Annotated in this window: 15 protein-coding genes; 9 read left to right on the forward strand and 6 right to left on the reverse strand. The window is 69.4% G+C overall.

The genetic code is table 11. From position 1 onward, the window contains the following. Nucleotides 1-122 precede the first annotated feature (122 nt). Together CMC5_RS38075 and CMC5_RS38080 are read left to right on the forward strand one after the other, a co-directional pair. The gene (locus CMC5_RS38075; protein ID WP_245678104.1) at nt 123-1,856 is read left to right on the forward strand and encodes a serine/threonine-protein kinase; all 1,734 of its coding nucleotides are present in this window, start codon (nt 123-125) and stop codon (nt 1,854-1,856) included. Next, on the forward strand, nt 1,853-2,746 hold the full coding sequence (locus CMC5_RS38080) for a hypothetical protein (RefSeq protein ID WP_050434994.1): 894 nt from the start codon (nt 1,853-1,855) through the stop codon (nt 2,744-2,746). The genes CMC5_RS38075 and CMC5_RS38080 overlap by 4 nt, the downstream gene beginning before the upstream one ends. A gap of 50 nt (nt 2,747-2,796) precedes the next feature. Here CMC5_RS38080 and CMC5_RS38085 read toward each other — a convergent pair whose 3' ends face one another. Beyond that, nucleotides 2,797-3,792 carry a type 1 glutamine amidotransferase domain-containing protein gene (locus CMC5_RS38085; RefSeq protein ID WP_179955501.1) on the reverse strand — a complete coding sequence of 332 codons (996 nt, stop codon included), beginning with the start codon at nt 3,790-3,792 and terminating at the stop codon, nt 2,797-2,799. Between the two features lie 102 nt (nt 3,793-3,894). Between CMC5_RS38085 and CMC5_RS38090 the strand changes: the two genes are divergently transcribed. The 3 genes from CMC5_RS38090 (at nt 3,895) to CMC5_RS38100 (ending at nt 6,360) form a co-directional block, all read left to right on the forward strand. Continuing rightward, a complete protein-coding gene (locus tag CMC5_RS38090; RefSeq protein ID WP_050434995.1) occupies nt 3,895-4,818 on the forward strand; it encodes a LysR family transcriptional regulator in 924 nt (307 codons plus the stop codon). A gap of 78 nt (nt 4,819-4,896) precedes the next feature. Beyond that, nucleotides 4,897-5,520 (forward strand): Uma2 family endonuclease, encoded by a 624-nt coding sequence (locus CMC5_RS38095; protein WP_050434996.1) that lies wholly within the window; start codon nt 4,897-4,899, stop codon nt 5,518-5,520. A gap of 126 nt (nt 5,521-5,646) precedes the next feature. Then, complete coding sequence (locus CMC5_RS38100) at nt 5,647-6,360, forward strand: Isoquinoline 1-oxidoreductase subunit (protein ID WP_425394844.1); 714 nt, start codon at nt 5,647-5,649, stop codon at nt 6,358-6,360. 37 nt (nt 6,361-6,397) lie between these two features. Here the strand turns inward: CMC5_RS38100 and CMC5_RS38105 are convergent, their stop codons facing one another. Beyond that, nucleotides 6,398-7,171, reverse strand: coding sequence for a ferredoxin--NADP reductase (locus tag CMC5_RS38105; RefSeq protein WP_050434997.1), 774 nt, complete (start codon nt 7,169-7,171; stop codon nt 6,398-6,400). 298 nt (nt 7,172-7,469) lie between these two features. Here CMC5_RS38105 and CMC5_RS38110 point away from each other — a divergent pair, with 298 nt between their 5' ends. Then, nucleotides 7,470-8,348, forward strand: coding sequence for a S1 family peptidase (locus tag CMC5_RS38110; protein WP_218920171.1), 879 nt, complete (start codon nt 7,470-7,472; stop codon nt 8,346-8,348). Continuing rightward, a complete protein-coding gene (locus CMC5_RS38115) occupies nt 8,345-10,627 on the forward strand; it encodes a hypothetical protein (RefSeq protein WP_050434999.1) in 2,283 nt (760 codons plus the stop codon). The genes CMC5_RS38110 and CMC5_RS38115 overlap by 4 nt, the downstream gene beginning before the upstream one ends. A 95-nt stretch (nt 10,628-10,722) precedes the next feature. Here CMC5_RS38115 and CMC5_RS38120 read toward each other — a convergent pair whose 3' ends face one another. Both CMC5_RS38120 and CMC5_RS48200 read right to left on the reverse strand, forming a co-directional pair. Next, nucleotides 10,723-11,283, reverse strand: coding sequence for a hypothetical protein (locus CMC5_RS38120; protein WP_050435000.1), 561 nt, complete (start codon nt 11,281-11,283; stop codon nt 10,723-10,725). Continuing rightward, on the reverse strand, nt 11,283-11,981 hold the full coding sequence (locus tag CMC5_RS48200) for a TetR/AcrR family transcriptional regulator (RefSeq protein WP_245678108.1): 699 nt from the start codon (nt 11,979-11,981) through the stop codon (nt 11,283-11,285). Before CMC5_RS48200 ends, CMC5_RS38120 begins: the two co-directional genes overlap by 1 nt. 121 nt (nt 11,982-12,102) lie before the next feature. On the opposite strand from CMC5_RS48200, the gene CMC5_RS38130 reads away from it, so the two are divergent. Continuing rightward, nucleotides 12,103-13,059 carry a quinone oxidoreductase family protein gene (locus CMC5_RS38130; RefSeq protein ID WP_050435001.1) on the forward strand — a complete coding sequence of 319 codons (957 nt, stop codon included), beginning with the start codon at nt 12,103-12,105 and terminating at the stop codon, nt 13,057-13,059. A 215-nt stretch (nt 13,060-13,274) separates the two neighbouring features. Here the strand turns inward: CMC5_RS38130 and CMC5_RS38135 are convergent, their stop codons facing one another. Together CMC5_RS38135 and CMC5_RS45410 are read right to left on the reverse strand one after the other, a co-directional pair. Beyond that, nucleotides 13,275-13,823 carry a hypothetical protein gene (locus tag CMC5_RS38135; protein ID WP_156339164.1) on the reverse strand — a complete coding sequence of 183 codons (549 nt, stop codon included), beginning with the start codon at nt 13,821-13,823 and terminating at the stop codon, nt 13,275-13,277. A gap of 237 nt (nt 13,824-14,060) precedes the next feature. Further along, nucleotides 14,061-14,591 carry a hypothetical protein gene (locus CMC5_RS45410; RefSeq protein WP_156339165.1) on the reverse strand — a complete coding sequence of 177 codons (531 nt, stop codon included), beginning with the start codon at nt 14,589-14,591 and terminating at the stop codon, nt 14,061-14,063. Nucleotides 14,592-14,677: 86 nt separating this feature from the next. Here CMC5_RS45410 and CMC5_RS38140 point away from each other — a divergent pair, with 86 nt between their 5' ends. Next, the gene (locus tag CMC5_RS38140) at nt 14,678-15,535 is read left to right on the forward strand and encodes an eCIS core domain-containing protein (protein ID WP_050435003.1); all 858 of its coding nucleotides are present in this window, start codon (nt 14,678-14,680) and stop codon (nt 15,533-15,535) included. Nucleotides 15,536-15,606 lie beyond the last annotated feature (71 nt).

The following is a 15,606-nucleotide window of genomic DNA, read 5'->3' on the forward strand; positions in this document are numbered from 1 at the left end:
CAGCCTCTCTCCGACCGACCTCGGCGTCACCGCCTCATGCGGGCGTGTGCACGGCGACCCCCCACCTCCGCGGATCTGATACCGTCGCCCTCGTGTCCGGGCAGCGCTCAGCCGAGCGAATCGTGGGTCGTTACGCGCTCCACGGCGCCATCGCCTCCGGCGGCATGGCCACCGTCCATTTCGGGCGCCTCGTCAGCGAAGCGGGCTTCTCTCGCACCGTCGCCATCAAGCGGCTCCACCCGCAGCACGCCCAGGACCCCGAGTTCACCGCGATGTTCCTCGACGAAGCGAGGGTCGCGGCCCGTATCCAGCACCCCAACGTGGTGCCCACCCTGGATGTCGTCGCGCTCGACGCCGAGCTGCTCCTCGTCATGGAGTACGTGCAGGGAGAGAGCCTCGCCCGCCTCATCCGCGCCCACCGCGAGCGCGACGCCGGCGCCCCACCGACCATCGCCGCCAGCATCGTCGGCGGCGCCTTGCACGGCCTCCACGCCGCCCACATCGCCACGAACGAGCAGGGGGAACCCCTCGGCATCGTCCACCGAGACGTCTCTCCCGAGAACATCCTCGTGGGCATCGACGGCGTCCCCCGCGTGCTCGACTTCGGCGTCGCCAAGGCCCGCGGTCGCCTCCACACCACCCGTGAGGGCCAGATCAAAGGCAAGATCGCCTACATGGCGCCTGAACAGCTCCGCGCCCAGCCCGTCGATCCGAGGACGGACGTCTACGGCGCCGCCATCGTCCTCTGGGAGCTGCTCACCGGGCGCAGGCTCTTCACCGGCGACAACGAGGGCGCGATCATCGTGAAGATCCTCGGCGGCAACATCACGCCGCCTTCCCAGCTCGTCCCGGACCTGCCCCCTGCGCTCGACGACATCGTCATGCGCGGCCTCGCCCAGGACCCAGAGGACCGCTTCACCTCGGCCTGGGACATGGCTGTCGCCCTCGAGGACGCCACCGGCATCGCGTCTCCCCGCCAGATCGGTGCCTGGGTCGAGCAGCTCGCCAGCGCCGCCATCTCCCGTCGCGCCCGACAGATCCAGGACATCGAGAGCGTCTCCCGCCCGATCGCCTTCCCCCTCGTCCCTTCCTCGGCCCCCCCTTCGTCGACGTCTCCTGCGGAGGTCTCCTCGTCGACGGCGCCTGCGGCGGGCCCCTCGTCGGCATCGCCAGCAGCGCCCTCCTCGTCGGCATTTCCCGCGGTGATCCCTGCGCTGCCCATCCCGACCCATCCCTCTCAGGGGCCCCAGTCCACCACCGCGCCCTCCGCCACCGCGCCTTCCACCACCGTCCCCTCGGGTCCCCCCACGCCGCCCCCGAGCTGGAGCGCCACCCGCGTCTCCGCGGCGCCACCACCTCCTCAGCCTCAGCCTCAGCCCTCGCCTTCGGGTCCGACGGCCATCCCCTCGTCGCCTGCCGGTCCCCTCCGCCCGGCCTTGCTCGTGGTCGTCGCAGCCGCCCTCGGGGGACTCGCCGCGACCCTCACCCTCACCCTCGGCGGCGCCCCGCAACCTGCATCCACCACGGACCTCGCCAGCGCCTCGGCCGCCCCCCGCGCGAGTTCCCCCAGCACCGCCGTCGACGCCGAGACCCCGGCGCCTGCCCTTGCTGCGTCGCTCGCCTCTGCCCCTTCGGCGCCCACCGTCGCTCCCGCCGCACCCCCTCCCGATCCCACCGCCGCGGCCCTCACCGCCCCGACCCCCGCTGCCGCCCCCTCTGGCACCACAGCCCCGACCCCCCACGGCGCCACCCCACGGAGCACCACCGGCACCACGAAGCCACCGCGCACCTCCTGCAACCCCCCCTATACTGTCGACGCTCGCGGTATCCGCCGCATCAAGCCGGAGTGCATGTGACCCACGCGAAGCCGAAGCCTCCCCCCCTCGCGCTCGCGGTCGCGCTCACCCCCCTTCTCCTCGCTGCCGCGCCGCTCGAAGCGAGCGCCGCCCCCACCAAGCGCCAGTGCGCTGCGGCCTACGAAGACGCCCAGTCCTTGCGCCAGGAGAGCAAGCTCCAGGCGGCCCGCGAGAAGGCCCTCCTCTGCGCCTCCGACGCCTGCCCCGCCGTCGTCCGCGGCGACTGCGCCCGCTGGCACCAGGAGATCGAAGCCAGCCAGCCCACCGTCGTCTTCCATGTCAAGGACACCGCTGGGAAAGAGACCGCCAGCGTCCGCCTCCACATCGACGGCCAGCTCGTCCGCGAGCGCCTCGAAGGCACGGCCATCCCGGTCGATCCGGGCGAACACCTGCTCCGCTTCGAGATCGACGGCGCCGACCCCATCGAGCAGCGCCAGGTCATCCGTGAAGGCGAGAAGCTTCGCGCGATCAGCGTCTCCTTCGCGCCCGAACCCACGGCGTCCCCTCCTTCTCCGAGCGCCTCCGAGTCCCCGCCGCCCGATCACCGCGGCCCGCCCGCACTCGCCTGGATCCTCGGTGGCGTCGGCGTCGCCGGCCTCGGCGTCGGTGCCACCTTCGGCCTGCTCGGCCTGAGCCAGAAGGGCGACCTCGAAGACACCTGCGCCCCCCGCTGCTCCAGCAGCGACATCGGCGCAGTCCGCAGCAAGCTCATCGTCTCCGACATCGGCTTCGGCGTCGGCATCGTCTCGCTCGGCGTCGCCACCATCCTCTTTCTCACCTCTGGCTCCAGCAGCGAGCCCTCCGCCGACGCCCGACGCCCCCCCAGCCTCGACATCGCCTTCACCCCGCTCACGGGTGGCGGCTTCGCGGGCCTCTCGGGTACCTTCTGAGCGCTCACCGCCGCTCGCACCAACCGCTCACCGTCGCTCGCATCGACCGCTCACCGTCGCTCACGCGCCGCTGCGACGAGCGCCGGAATGAACCGCGCAGCGAACTCCCCGTCCGACGCTGGCTGCTGCGCCGTATAGAGCTCCCGGTCGACGACGACGTGACTCTGCCAGGCCTCGCCCACCACCACGTCTGCCCCGGCGCCGCGCAGCGCAGCTTCCGGATAGAACCGCACCCGCCCCCCGAGCATCGCCGCGGGCCCTCCCTCCTCCACGGCCGCCTCTTCGGCCGTGCTGAAGACCGTGAGCTGGTAGCCCGCGTAGGGCCATCCTGACGGCACCTCCGCTGGCGGCGCCCCCTCGCGGCTCACCAGCGCATTCACGAACCCGTTCGCATCCTCCAGCGCCGCGAGCAGCGCGATCGGCCCATGGCAAAGGAGCCCGGTGGGACGACCCGCTTCGTGGAAAAACCGCAGCGTACGCCCCACATCCTGGTCGACGAGCAGATCCCCCATCGGTGCGTGCCCGCCGGGAAAGAACACCCCCGCGTACCTGTCGAGCCCCTCGGACACCACCTCCGCGAGGCGCCGGGGCTGCCGCAGCCCATCGAGGCTGTCCCGCAGGGCGAGCGCCTTTCCGAGTTCCTCCTCGTCGTTCCCGAAGTAGGCCGCGCTGACCGAGTGGGGATCCACGACGGCAGGATTCCCGGCCGGGTTGGCGAACACCGGCTCCAGGCCTGCGTCGATCATCGCGCGCACCGGCACGATCAGCTCGTTGAGGTAGTAACCGGTCGCGAACACCCGCCCATCGCGCAGCTCCAGCTCGTTCCGGCTCGAGAGCACCACCAGCACGGCGGGCTTCTCCTCCGGCGCAGCAGAGTCACCGCGACCTCCTGGCGTCGTCTCCGCGCCTCCGCAACCGACCGACGACACCACGGCCCCGAGCGAGCCCGCGAGCAGCAGGGAGAGGAGCGCGCGCCGGGAGCGGTGCGCCGACGGCGCCTCGGGGTCACGGCTGGAGAGGACGGCACAGGTGGTGGAATGACGCATGGGAATGCCTTTCGTTGGCTCCTTGCTGGAGCGTTCGGTGGCCTCAGATTGCTTCGCGCATCGCCCCCTGGGTACGCTCTGTGGGAACGAAAGAGTTGTTCTGTGAATGAACGAACGAGGCCTGCCTTCCCCGAGATCTCCCTCCCGCTCCTCGTCGCGTTCTGTCGGACCTTCGAGGAGGGCTCGTTCACCCGTGCCGCGCGGCTGCTGCACCTCCGACCGGCAGCGGTCAGCCGCGCCATCGCCAAGCTCGAAGCCTCCCTGGGCGTGGTGCTGTTCCGGCGCACGACACGCCAGCTTCGCGCCACACCGGCCGCGGCCCGGTACTACGAGGAGGTTCGACCGGCGCTGGAGAAGCTCGCCTCGGCCGAGCAGCTCGTCCACGAGCGAGGCGTCGTCCGAGGCCGGGTGCGCATCAGCATCCCGACCACCTGGGGCCTCCACCGCCTGGTCCCTCACCTCGAAGGCTTCACCGACGTACACCCCGCCGTCGAGCTGGATCTCCAGGTGAGCAACATGGTCGTGGATTTCGTGCGAGAAGGCTGCGACCTCGCGGTGCGGCTCGGCCGCATCGAGGACGAGAGCCTCGTCTCCAGGAAGCTCGGCGAGGCGACCCTGGGCCTCTTCGCGAGCCCCCGCTACCTCGAACGACGTGGCACCCCGCGCTCTGTCGAAGAGCTCGCAGAGCACACACTCCTCCCCTTCGTCCTCCCTCGCGCCGGCCGGACCTTGCCGTGGATCTTCACGAACCCGGACGAAGAGCTCCTCCCCTCCGGCTCGATTCGCTCCTTCGACGACCCCCACGCCGCAATCTTCCTGGCCCGAGGCGGCGTGGGGATCTGCCAGATCTACCACTTCATGGTGGAATCGGAGTGCAAGGCAGGTGACCTCGTCGAGGTGCTCCCCTCTCGCAATGGTCGCAAGCGGACCTTCTCGCTCGTCTACCCGAAGCAAGCACTCAATCCCGCAGTGCGCGCCGTGATCGAGTTCATCCTCTCCCGGAGCAAGCGCCTCACCGACAGGTAGCCCCGCACCGGCGCAGCTCAGCCTTCGGTCACCCTCGTCCTCTGGCCGCATCACCTCCCAGCAGGTACCCTGCCCCGCATGTCGAGCGCCGCACCTGGCCCGAACCTCGCCACGGCCATCGATCTCCTCGCCCTGCCTGCGGACGAGCGCTTTCACGAGATCATCGACGGCGCCCTCGTCCCCAAGGCGCTGCCCAGCCTTCGGCACGGTGCTGCCCAGGCCGAGCTCACGGCCGAGATCACGGGTGCCTACGGTCCTCGCGCTGGCGGCAGAGGCCCGGGTGGCTGGCTCATCGCCACCGAGGTGGAGATCGCCTTCGAGCGGCACCAGATCCTCCGACCGGACATCGTCGGCTGGCGGCGCGAGCGCCTACCTCGCTTGCCTGAAGAGACGCCCGTCTCGCTTCGGCCCGACTGGGCCTGCGAGATCCTGTCCCCCTCCAGCAAGCAGAACGATCTCTTCAGGAAACTGCGCGTCTATGCCCGCAACCGGGTCCCGCACTACTGGATCCTCGATCCCGACATCGCGGTCCTCTGGGTCTACCGATGGACCCACGACGGCTACCTGCTCGCGCTGACCGCCGAGAACCACGAGCGCATCCGCGCCGAGCCCTTCGACGCCTTCGAGTTCTCCGTCCACAGCCTCCTCGCACGCGACGACATCCCGCCATCTCCTTCGACGCCCCCTGCCTCCACGACCTGAGCCCCCAGATCCCTCCGACCCCCACGCCAGGACCCGCTACCCTCCTCTGGCCCCGTGACGCCTCCCTGCCACCCGCGAAACCTCGTCCTCGCAGCCCTCGTGCTGCTCGGCGGCGCCTCGCTCCTCGTGCTGCTCGGCGGCGCCTCGCTCCTCGTGCTGCTCGGCGGCGCCTCGCTCACGGCCTGCAAGCCCTCCACGCCGTCCCCTCCCCCGCCCGAGGCCAGTGACGCCTCCGCGTCGCCCCTCACGCCCGCACCGCCACCCCCTGCACAGCCGCTCCAGCCTCCCTCGGCCTTCTCCACGATCACCGACCCTGCCGCCCGCTCCATCGCCCTCTTCACGGAAGCCGGCCGCGTCCTCACCCATCCCCGGTGCACCAACTGCCACCCTGCCGACGGTGTCCCCCGGCAAGGCATGCATCACCAGCCGCACACCCCTGCCGTCATTGGCGGCCCTGACGGCCACGGTCCCCCTGGCCTCCCGTGCGCCTCGTGCCACCAGGCCACCAACATCGCCCTTCAGGGTGCCACCCTCCGCAGCATCCCTGGCGACCCCCACTGGGCGCTCGCCCCTGCTGCGATGGCCTGGCTCGACCGATCCCTCACCCAGATCTGCGAGCAGCTCAAAGACCCCCAGCGCAACGGCGGCAAGACCCTCACCGCGCTTCACCACCACATGGCCGAAGACACCCTCGTCGGCTGGGCCTGGGCCCCTGGACCGGATCGCGAACCGGCCCCGGGAACGCAGCGAGCCTTCGGTGAGCTGATCGCCGCCTGGATCGAGACGGGCGCCCATTGCCCATCCCCTGCTCCCGAGCGTCGCGACACCACCACCCCATGAGCGTCGACGACGGCGCCGACACCGCCCCCCCCGGTGTTCACTTCACCGAGAACGCCTTCTCGATCAGGTAGTGACCCGGCTCGCCGCTGTTGCCCTCGGTGAAGCCCATCTCTTCGAGCAGCGTGCTCGTCTCGGTCAGCATCTCGGGGCTCCCGCAGAGCATCACCCGATCGCGCTCGGGGTGCATCGGAGGCAGATCGAGATCGTGGAAGATCTTCCCCGTCTTGAGCAGGTGCGTGATCCGCCCCGGTGTCTTGAAGTTCTCGCGCGTCACCGTCGGGTAGTAGACGAGCTTCTTCTTCACCATCTCGCCGAAGAACTCGTTCTGCGGCAGCTCCTCACGGATGAACTTCGCGTACGCGAGATCCGCCACGTTGCGGCACGTGTGCGTCAGGATCACCCGGTCGAACTTCTCGTAGACCTCGTAGTCCTTGATGATGCTGAGGAACGGCGCGAGTCCCGTGCCCGTCGCCAGGAGCCACAGGTGCTTGCCGGGGACCAGGTTGCCGGTGACCAGCGTGCCGGTCGGCTTCGTCCCCACCAGCAGCGAATCGCCGACCTTGATGTGCTGCAGCCTCGACGTCAGCGGCCCGTTCGGGACCTTGATCGAGTAGAACTCCAGCGTCTCCTCGTAGCTCGCGCTCGCCATCGAGTACGCCCGCAACAGCGGCCTGCCTTCGACGCTCATGCCGAGCATCACGAACTGTCCGTTCACGAAGCGGAACCCGGCGCTGCGGGTGGCCTTGATGGTGAACAGACTGTCGGTCCAGTGGTGGACGTCGAGCACCTTCTCCTCGGTGAACTTCAGCATACGCGCCGCGTATTTAGCATTCTCTGCTGCGCAGCGTCAGTTCGAATGTAATGTCCGGGACGCGCAATTCCTGCGGACCCGTCACTGCGTGATCTCGTGCGCGCCTCGACCAGACTCAACCGTGATGTCCCTGACCGCGCCGTGACACGCGCATGAACTCCGGCTGACGCCATCTGCAGCGGAAGGCGCCCCACGCCACGCCAATCCACGGCGTTTCCAGGGGTCCCCTGAATTGCCATGGCTGACCCACCATGATGTGCTCGCCATCATGCAGGAGTCTCCGCGACGACCCTCGCCCTTGCCCTGGCGAGCCTCGCACCTGCTGTGGCCAGCCCTCACCACGGGCATCGCCTGCGCCGCGCTCGGCGCCCACGCCCAGGCTCTGCCACCTCCGCGCGCGCTCGACACCTCCCGCCCGGCGGCCTCGGCCCCGCCGACCGACCCGCGTGCCCTCCCAGGCTCCTGCCTCCACAAGAAGTGCTTCGACGACGCCGAGGAGCACACCGAGCCTCCCCTCGCGAAGGCCCCCTCCTCGCCGCACGAGGCCATCGTCGCGCTCGCCAACGCCCGCGGCCTTGCCTGTACCGGCACCCTCATCGCCCCCTCGGTGGTCCTCACCGCGCGCCATTGCCTCCCGCTCATCCATGCCCGTCTCGGCCGTGACGCCACCGCCCCCGCCGAGGTCATCCCCGTCGTGGCCTCGCGCGTCCCTCCCTTGCGCCTCGTCGACCTCGCCCTGCTCAAGCTCAGCCGCCCGACCACCGTCTCACCGCTCCCCCTCCGCACGGCCACCGACACCATGGCCCCGACCGATCCCCTCCGCCTCATCGGGTACGGCGCCATCGACCCCTCCGGCGAGCGCTCCCTCGGCCGCCGCCACTTCGCGGACGTCCATCCCCGCGGCTGGGGCTGCGACGCCCAGACCAGCGCCACCAGCGGCTGCATCCCCGACCTCGAGATGCTGATCGGCCGCGGCGCGCGCAACGACACCTGCTCCGGCGACAGCGGCGGACCCGTCCTCGAAACCACGGACCAGGGCCTGCGCATCGTGGCCGTCACCTCCCGCGCGGTCCGCGACGCCCTCCTCCGGTGCGGCGACGGCGGCATCTACACCCGCACCGACCGCCTCTCGACCTGGATCCACACCACGGCCCGACAGCTGGAGACCCCCCCGTGAAGCCCCTTCTCCTCGGTGCAGCGTGCCTCCTCGCCACCGCCTGCACGCCCACGCTCGGCGCCCCCCTGGGCTCCACCCCGGCGGGCTCCGGCACCACCGCCACCGAGACCCCCGAAGCCCAGCGACCGCCCCAGCAGCGAAGCGTCGCCATCACCCCTGCCCCAGCCGCCCGGTTCGACACCGGCGCGCCCTACCGCCTCAACCGCAGGGTCTACCAGGTCAAGGCCACCCGCGTTCCCCTCGCCCGCACCCGCTGCTCCATCTCCCACAAAGCCGGCACGGCACAGGGCGCACAGGCCGACATCGCCCTCGTCGAGTGGGACCCGTCGGTCAACCTCTCCCCGGTCCGCCGCATCTCCCTCCACGCCTTGCCGGGCGCCTCGCTCACCCAGCCCCAGGACCTCCGGGATCTCGACGTCCTCTGCAGCGCCGAGGTCGCCACCTACAGCCACGAGAAAGACACCGCCCACAACCTCACCTACCTCTTCGGCACCACCGCCACCGACCGCACCGTCACCGTCACCGGCAAGCCCGTCGACCTCGAACAGCTCGCCTCCACGGACGCCCTTCCCGCCTCCCGTGGCGACCTCACCATCGAACTCACCGAGATCCTCGGCGGCGACCCCGACTTCCTCACCACCTCGTTCTCGCGCAGCCGCTCCCTCGACCCCCTCACCCCCTTCGCCGAAGACCTCCTCCGCGTCCTCGCCGAGGTCGCCTTCGAGCGCGCGAAGTCGAACGCCGAGCGCCTCACCAAGAACCTCGTCCGCGACACGGTCTGCGAGCTCCAGTACGCCCAGGAGATCACCGGCGGCCAGCCCCTCTTCGCCAACATCGGCAAGGCCTCCGACAAGACCGGCGGCGCCCGCGTCTTCGACAAGACCTGCCAGGTCGTCGAGGCCCTCCCCATCGAGTCCCTCGCCTCGGGCTCCACCCTCCTCACCCGCGCCCTCGCCAGCGACCTCGCCCGCCTCGCCTACCGCGCCCTCGAACGCACCGGCCTCCCCGAGGACGTGCTCCCCATCCTCCGCAACGTCGAGCGCCTCACCGAGGGCCTCACCAGCGGCCAGTCCCTCGGCACCGAGCGCGACGTCCAGGCCTTGCTCCTCGACCTCGGCGCCCTCCCCATGCCTGCCACGACCCCGCCGTCAGCCTCCGGCCAGGCCAGCCTCAAGCAACGCCAGGTCGACCCCCCCACCGAGCTGCGCGACGCCCAGTGGCGCTGCGCCATCGGCGCCGGCATCGCCGTCGTCCGCGAGTGCCTCCGCAAGGGCGAGTGCGCCGCCGAGCAGCTCAAGGCCGAGCTGGACCTCGAATTCGAGAACCCCAGCCCCGTTTGCAAGACCGCCCTCCAGAGCATCGACAAAGCCTGGCCCGAGCTGCGCCCCATGCTCGCCCGCGCCATCGACGTCTTCCGCCCCGCGCCCGGCACCACCGTCCGCCAGACCGCGAAGGCCTCCGCCAACATCCTGCTCGACGTCATCGAGAAGTACCCCGCCGAGCGCGCCCAGGCCCTCCAGCAGTTCGTGCCGCCCTCGCGCGCCCTCATCAACTCCGTGCTGAACCGCGACGTCTCCGAGGGCGCCGCCGCCGCCACCGGCCTCGTCACCGTGCTCTACCAGCAGCAGTGCGAAGGCCAGCGCGTGTGCCCCGTCTCCGTCAGCGAAGACCAGCTCACCAAGGGCATGGCCCTCCTCAGCAGCTTCGCCGCCTACGCCGCCACCTACAGCGCAACCTCCCGCGAAGGCGAACCCGAGCGCACCGAGGCCGAACTCGAAGCCCTCCGCCACGAGGAGCGCAAGAAGGCCATCCAGTCCCTCATCGACGTCGGCACCGACCGCGCCAACCGCGGCGGCACCACCGTCCTCTCCCTCGGTGCTTCCGTCGGCTTCGCCGGCGCCCAGCGCTGGCAGCGCACCCCGACAGGCCCCGTCGGCTCCGACACCCTCTTCGCCCCCCAGCTCTCCCTCCCCGTGGGCTTCGCGCTCCAGGTGCTCCCCCGCCACGTCATCGGCGCGCACCTCCAGCTCTCGCTCCTCGACCTCGGCCAGTACATCACCGTCAGCGGCAAGGACGGCTCCCTCGCCAAGCCCAACGCCGCCTCCGCCTTCGTCTTCGGCGCCCAGGCCGGTGTCCTCCTCGGCAGCTCGAAGTATTCCGTGCTCCTCGCCGTCACGGGCGGCTACGCCCCTGGCCTCGAATTCGAGCAAGGCGGCGTCGGCGGCGCCTACCTCGGCGGCTTCGCTGGCACGTACGTCCCCTTCTTCGACTTCAACTGAGCCACGCAGCGCAATGCCAGGAGCACCAGCACGCTCTTGCCACGACCCCGCAGAGACGGCCGGAGTCGCGCCCACCTACCGGAACCGCGCTCCCCTCAGCGCCCCGGGTTCTTCCACGCCGCCCGCTGCTTCTTCCGCGCCTTCTCGTCGGGCTCAGCGTCCATCAGCGCCCCGGCGTGCTTCTCGATTTCCCCCGCGTCGCCCACGGCATCCGCCAGGAAGCGCAAGCTCTTGATCACATCCGTGCGCACCAGCGACGCGTTCTTCTCCCCCTCGCCCCCGCGGAACCGCGCCGAGAGCGCCGCCAGCACCAGCGCCACCTGCGCAGGCCCCCCCAGCCCCACGCGCCAGATCGACTGCATCGTGTGTCGCGCCACGACGAAGCTCTCGTCCTGCATCACCGCCGCCACCGCCGGGAAGTCCTTCAGCATCCGCCCCTCGGGGTCGCTCTGCGAGAGCCGTGACAGCATCTGCGCCGAGAATGACCGCTTGTGCATGTCCGCGTGACTCAGGTCGTCGACCAGCGTCCCCCAGACCTCGTAGGCCCAGTCCACCGGCTGCTCCGCGAGCGCGAAGAGCTTCACCAGCGCCTCGTACGACGACTCCTTGTCCCCGCTGTCCCGAGCCGCGAACAGGTCCTTCACGCTCTGATCCATCACCCTCTCCTCACGGCGACCCTCTTGCGCCGCGGCGCGCCCGCTGCCCTCTCCACGCCTGACGCAACCGCCGCCCCCTTCGCGCCTGGCGCGCTCACCGCCCCCTTCGCGCCTGACCCCACCCCGAACCGCAGCCCGTCCACCAGCAACCCGATCACCCCCCGCGCCCCCTCCTCCCACCCTGGCTGCCCGCGCGCCGTGCACAGCCCGCCCAGCGCCATCAGCACCGTCTCCGGCTTCACGTCGGCCCGGATCTGCCCCGCAGCGGCGGCGGCATCCATCAGCAGCGCCACCGCCTCCAGCAGCTTCTGGTTCCCGTGCGCGAACGCTGGCGAAGCGGACGCCATCACCGCCGCGAGCGCTGCGGCCAGCCCCAGGTGCTTCACCACGTGGTCCACCAGCCGCTCCAGGAACGCCGTCAGCGCCTCGTCCGGGGGCAACGCCTCCAGCAGCGCGGCCGCCGACCCGCACAGCAGCTCGATCTCCTGCCGGTAGACCGCCTCGATCATCGCCTCCCGCGTCTCGAAGTGCCGGTACAGCGTCCCGACCCCCACCCCGGCGCGCCGCGCGATCTCCTCGATCCGCACATCCAGCTCGCCCGCCGCGAACGCCTCGCGCGCCGTGGCCAGCAGCGCGTCACGGTTGCGCCGCGCGTCCGCTCTCAAAGGTCGGTCGGAGGGAGGGGCGCTGGACTTCACGAGGGCATGCACCTTGACAAATGGAATACGATTCCGCTTAATCAAACGGAAGCTCATTCCGTTTACCGCACACCCGACCACGCTCAGCCGTGGAGGCACCGGCGGCGAGAAGGATAACACCATGAAGGCAGTCACGATCCGCGACTTCGGCGGCCCGGAGAAGCTCGTCCTGCAGGACGTACCCGCGCCCACGCCCACCGCTGGCAAGGCCCTCGTCACCATCGACGCTGCGGGCGTCGGGCTGGCCGACGTCCTGCTCCGCTCCGGCGCGTACCGCGGCGCGTTCGGCGCCCCCAGCGAAGGCGGCTTCGTCCCTGGCCTGGAGATCGCTGGCACCGTCACCGCGCTGGGCGAAGGCACCGACCCCACCTGGCTGGGCCGCCGCGTGTTCGCGCTCGTGCAGCTGGGCGGCTACGCCGAGCAAGCCGTCGTCGCCCCCGAGGCCTTGATCGCCTTGCCCGACGACATCACCGCCGTCGACGCCGTGGCCCTCGGCGTGAACGCGATGGTCGCCAAGATCGCCCTCGACCGCGCCCACCTCGGCCCTGGCGAGCGCGTCCTCGTCCGCGGTGCCGCCGGCGGCATCGGCACCCTGGCGACCCAGCTCGCCGCCCACGCGGGCGCCACCGTGGCCGTCACGACCTCCACCCCCGAGCGCGGCGACCGCTTGAAGCCCCTGGGCGCCGTGGAGCTGCTCGACCGCGCCGCCACGAACACCGAGGCCTTCGACGTCATCATCGACAACGTGGCCGGCCCCGACTTCGCCACCTTCATCGGCAAGCTCCGAGACAACGGGCGCCTCGTGGTGTGCGGCGCTGCTGGCGGCTTCCCTCCCCCTGATTTCGGGACCGGCCTGCTGGCGGGATTCCAGCGGTCGTTGACCGTCTCGACCCTCAGCCTCAACTCCATCGACGTCGCCGCCCTCGCCACGGCCCTCCACGAGATCTTCGACCTGGTGCGCACCGGCCGACTGAAGCCCGTGATCGAGGCGACCCTGCCCCTCGGCGAGGCATCCACCGCGCACGCACGGCTGGAGGCTGGCCAGGTGTTCGGAAAGCTGGTGCTGGTCCCGCGATAGCGCCGCCCGGCAGCACGGAGCGACGACGCTCGGCCCCGCATGGGCAGCGTGCAGCAGCGTGGATCGACAAAGCAAAAGGCCGGCGAGGCTCTCCCTCGCCGACCTTTGCACTGGCCACAGGGCCATTCATCCGGCATTCAGCCGGTCAATGACGACCGAATGAGCGTGAATTCAGCGCGCGACCGCCGGCCCGGGGACCGGTTCAGCCTTCGCCATCAGCCCACCTCCCCACACGGCTCGGCCTCCAGCGCCTCGTCCAGCAGCTCCGCATCCGGGTCTGCTTCGAGTGCCCTGGCCTCCGCCTCCTGCTCCTGGGCATTCCGCTGCCGCGTCTTCGCAGCCTTCTTGCCCGCAGCCGAGCGATAAGCGCGGGTCTTCTGGTATCTCGCCAGAAGCTCCGGCATCTCCTTGCCGCGGCGCTCCACGGACGCCCCGATGTTCAGGACGATGTGCTGACGTCGGTCTTCGAGGACGTAGCGCGTCTCGCTGAGCATCTCGGCGAACTTCTGCACCGGCGCCAGGTACTCATCGAGCCGTGCAATGCGCTGGTTCAGGAGCGCGAGATGGGTCATGTCGGCAGCAGTGACGCCCGCCTTCTCTGCCCACTCGACCTCGTTCCCGACGATCTCGCCGAGAACCCTCGCGAAGCCCCGTTGCGCCGTCTTCAGACCCATCAACGCGCTCGGTTCGAGGTCGATCAGGTAGTCGAACTCCGCGCCATTGAATTCACGCTCGCCCACGATGGGGTTTAACGGTCCAGCCATGGTCTCCTCCTGGCTCTCACCTCGGCAGCAGTCGTCGCGAGCGAATCCCGCTCGGACCCTGCCAGGCAGTGCCGGTTCGATTGCGCAATGCAACGCAATCGTGGCAAGGATGTTAATGGCGGAGAATCAACCGTCAAGGGCGGGTCTGACGATTTTGATTCATTCCAATTTCACGGAAACCAGGTCCAGGCTTCGTGACGGCGCGACTGGCGGGTGCGAGCGAATCGCACAGAGACCTCATTCAATGGTTTCAGAGAGATAGGGCGACGTGAGGGGCTGGGTTCCTTCTGGAGAGGCACTGCGAGCACCTTCAGGCAGGAAGGTCGACACCTTCCTCCAGGAGCTTCGACACCTTCCTCCAGGAACCTCGACACCCTCCTTCAGGAACCTCGACACCCTCCTCCAGGAGGGTCGAGACCTTCCTCCTGGAACCTCGACACCCTCCTTCAGGAACCTCGACACCTTCCTCCTGGAGCCTCGACACCCTCCTTCAGGAACCTCGACACCTTCCTCCTGGAGCCTCGACACCCTCCTCCAGGAGGGTCGAGACCTTCCTCCAGGAACCTCGACACCCTCCTTCAGGAAGGTCGACACCTTCCTCCTGGAGCTTCGACCCCTTCCTCCAGGAACCTCGACACCCTCCTCCAGGAACCTCGACACCCTCCTCCAGGAACCTCGACACCCTCCTCCAGGAACCTCGTCACCCTCCTCCAGGAGGGTCGACAAGCGGTTGGTCACTTTCACCACTCTGGCGGGAACTGTAGCCACGAGGGGGTGTCCGTCCTTCAGTCACCGTTCAGCAGGGTTGTGGGGTCGGCTTTCCGGGGTCACTCAAAGACGAAGAGGAGGCGGAGATGTCCAAGTATCTGCTCAGCGTCGTGGTCGCCATCTCACTCCTCGGCACCGCCAGCCCAGTCGCTGCGAAGCCGAAGTTCCTCAAGAAGGCGCTTTCCGCCCTGACCGCTCCCGTCACGGTCCCCATCAAAACGACGAAAACCGTTATCGGAACCATCAAGGGCGAACAGTCTCCGGGGAAGGCCATCAGCGCAATCGTCGTTCAGCCCATCCAGCCGTACACAGCGGTGACGTCGGAGGGTGCCCGCGTCATCAACAAGGTCAACCACAAGGTATCGAACCTGCTCGTATCTGGCGCGGGGACCATCAGCGGCAAAACGGGCGGGTTCATCGCGGAGATGGCGCTTGCTCCCCTGCGATTCACGACAGAGCAGTCCGCGACTGCCACGACCCTTATCGATGATGTGGTCCATGGAGATGCATCTCTCGTCGATGTCTTGGCCACACCGCTGGCGACAGCCATCAACTCGGCCAAGCATCAGTACGCAGAGCAAGCAAATCCACTACCTGACCATGTGAAGCTCATGCTGAAAGAGCATTTCCCCTCCGAGTTGCTGGACTCCGCACGCTTTCTCATTGGCCAAGCGACCATCTCGCTGCCCGCAGCCATCAACGGCAGCAAGAAGCTCTTCGGGACTGCAAACCACGCCGTGACCATCGACAACATCATTGTCTTTTCGAGCGACCCTGGGGCCGACTATGCGTGGTGGACCCACGAGCTTCACCACGTCGCTCAGTACCGCGCGTGGGGTGTGTCCAAATTCGCTCGGCGATACATGTTTCACTGGAAGGATGTTGAAGCCGATGCGGAAATGAAAACGGCTGCTATCCGTCGGACTCTGGCCTGGCCTGAGTGAGGCTGCCGCCCGCGCTACGGATGACACCGAATGGGGGTTGTCGAGATGTCTTGCGACAATCGAGCGCTGAG

It is taken from the genome of Chondromyces crocatus (genome assembly GCF_001189295.1).
GTDB classification, from domain to species: domain Bacteria; phylum Myxococcota_A; class Polyangia; order Polyangiales; family Polyangiaceae; genus Chondromyces; species Chondromyces crocatus.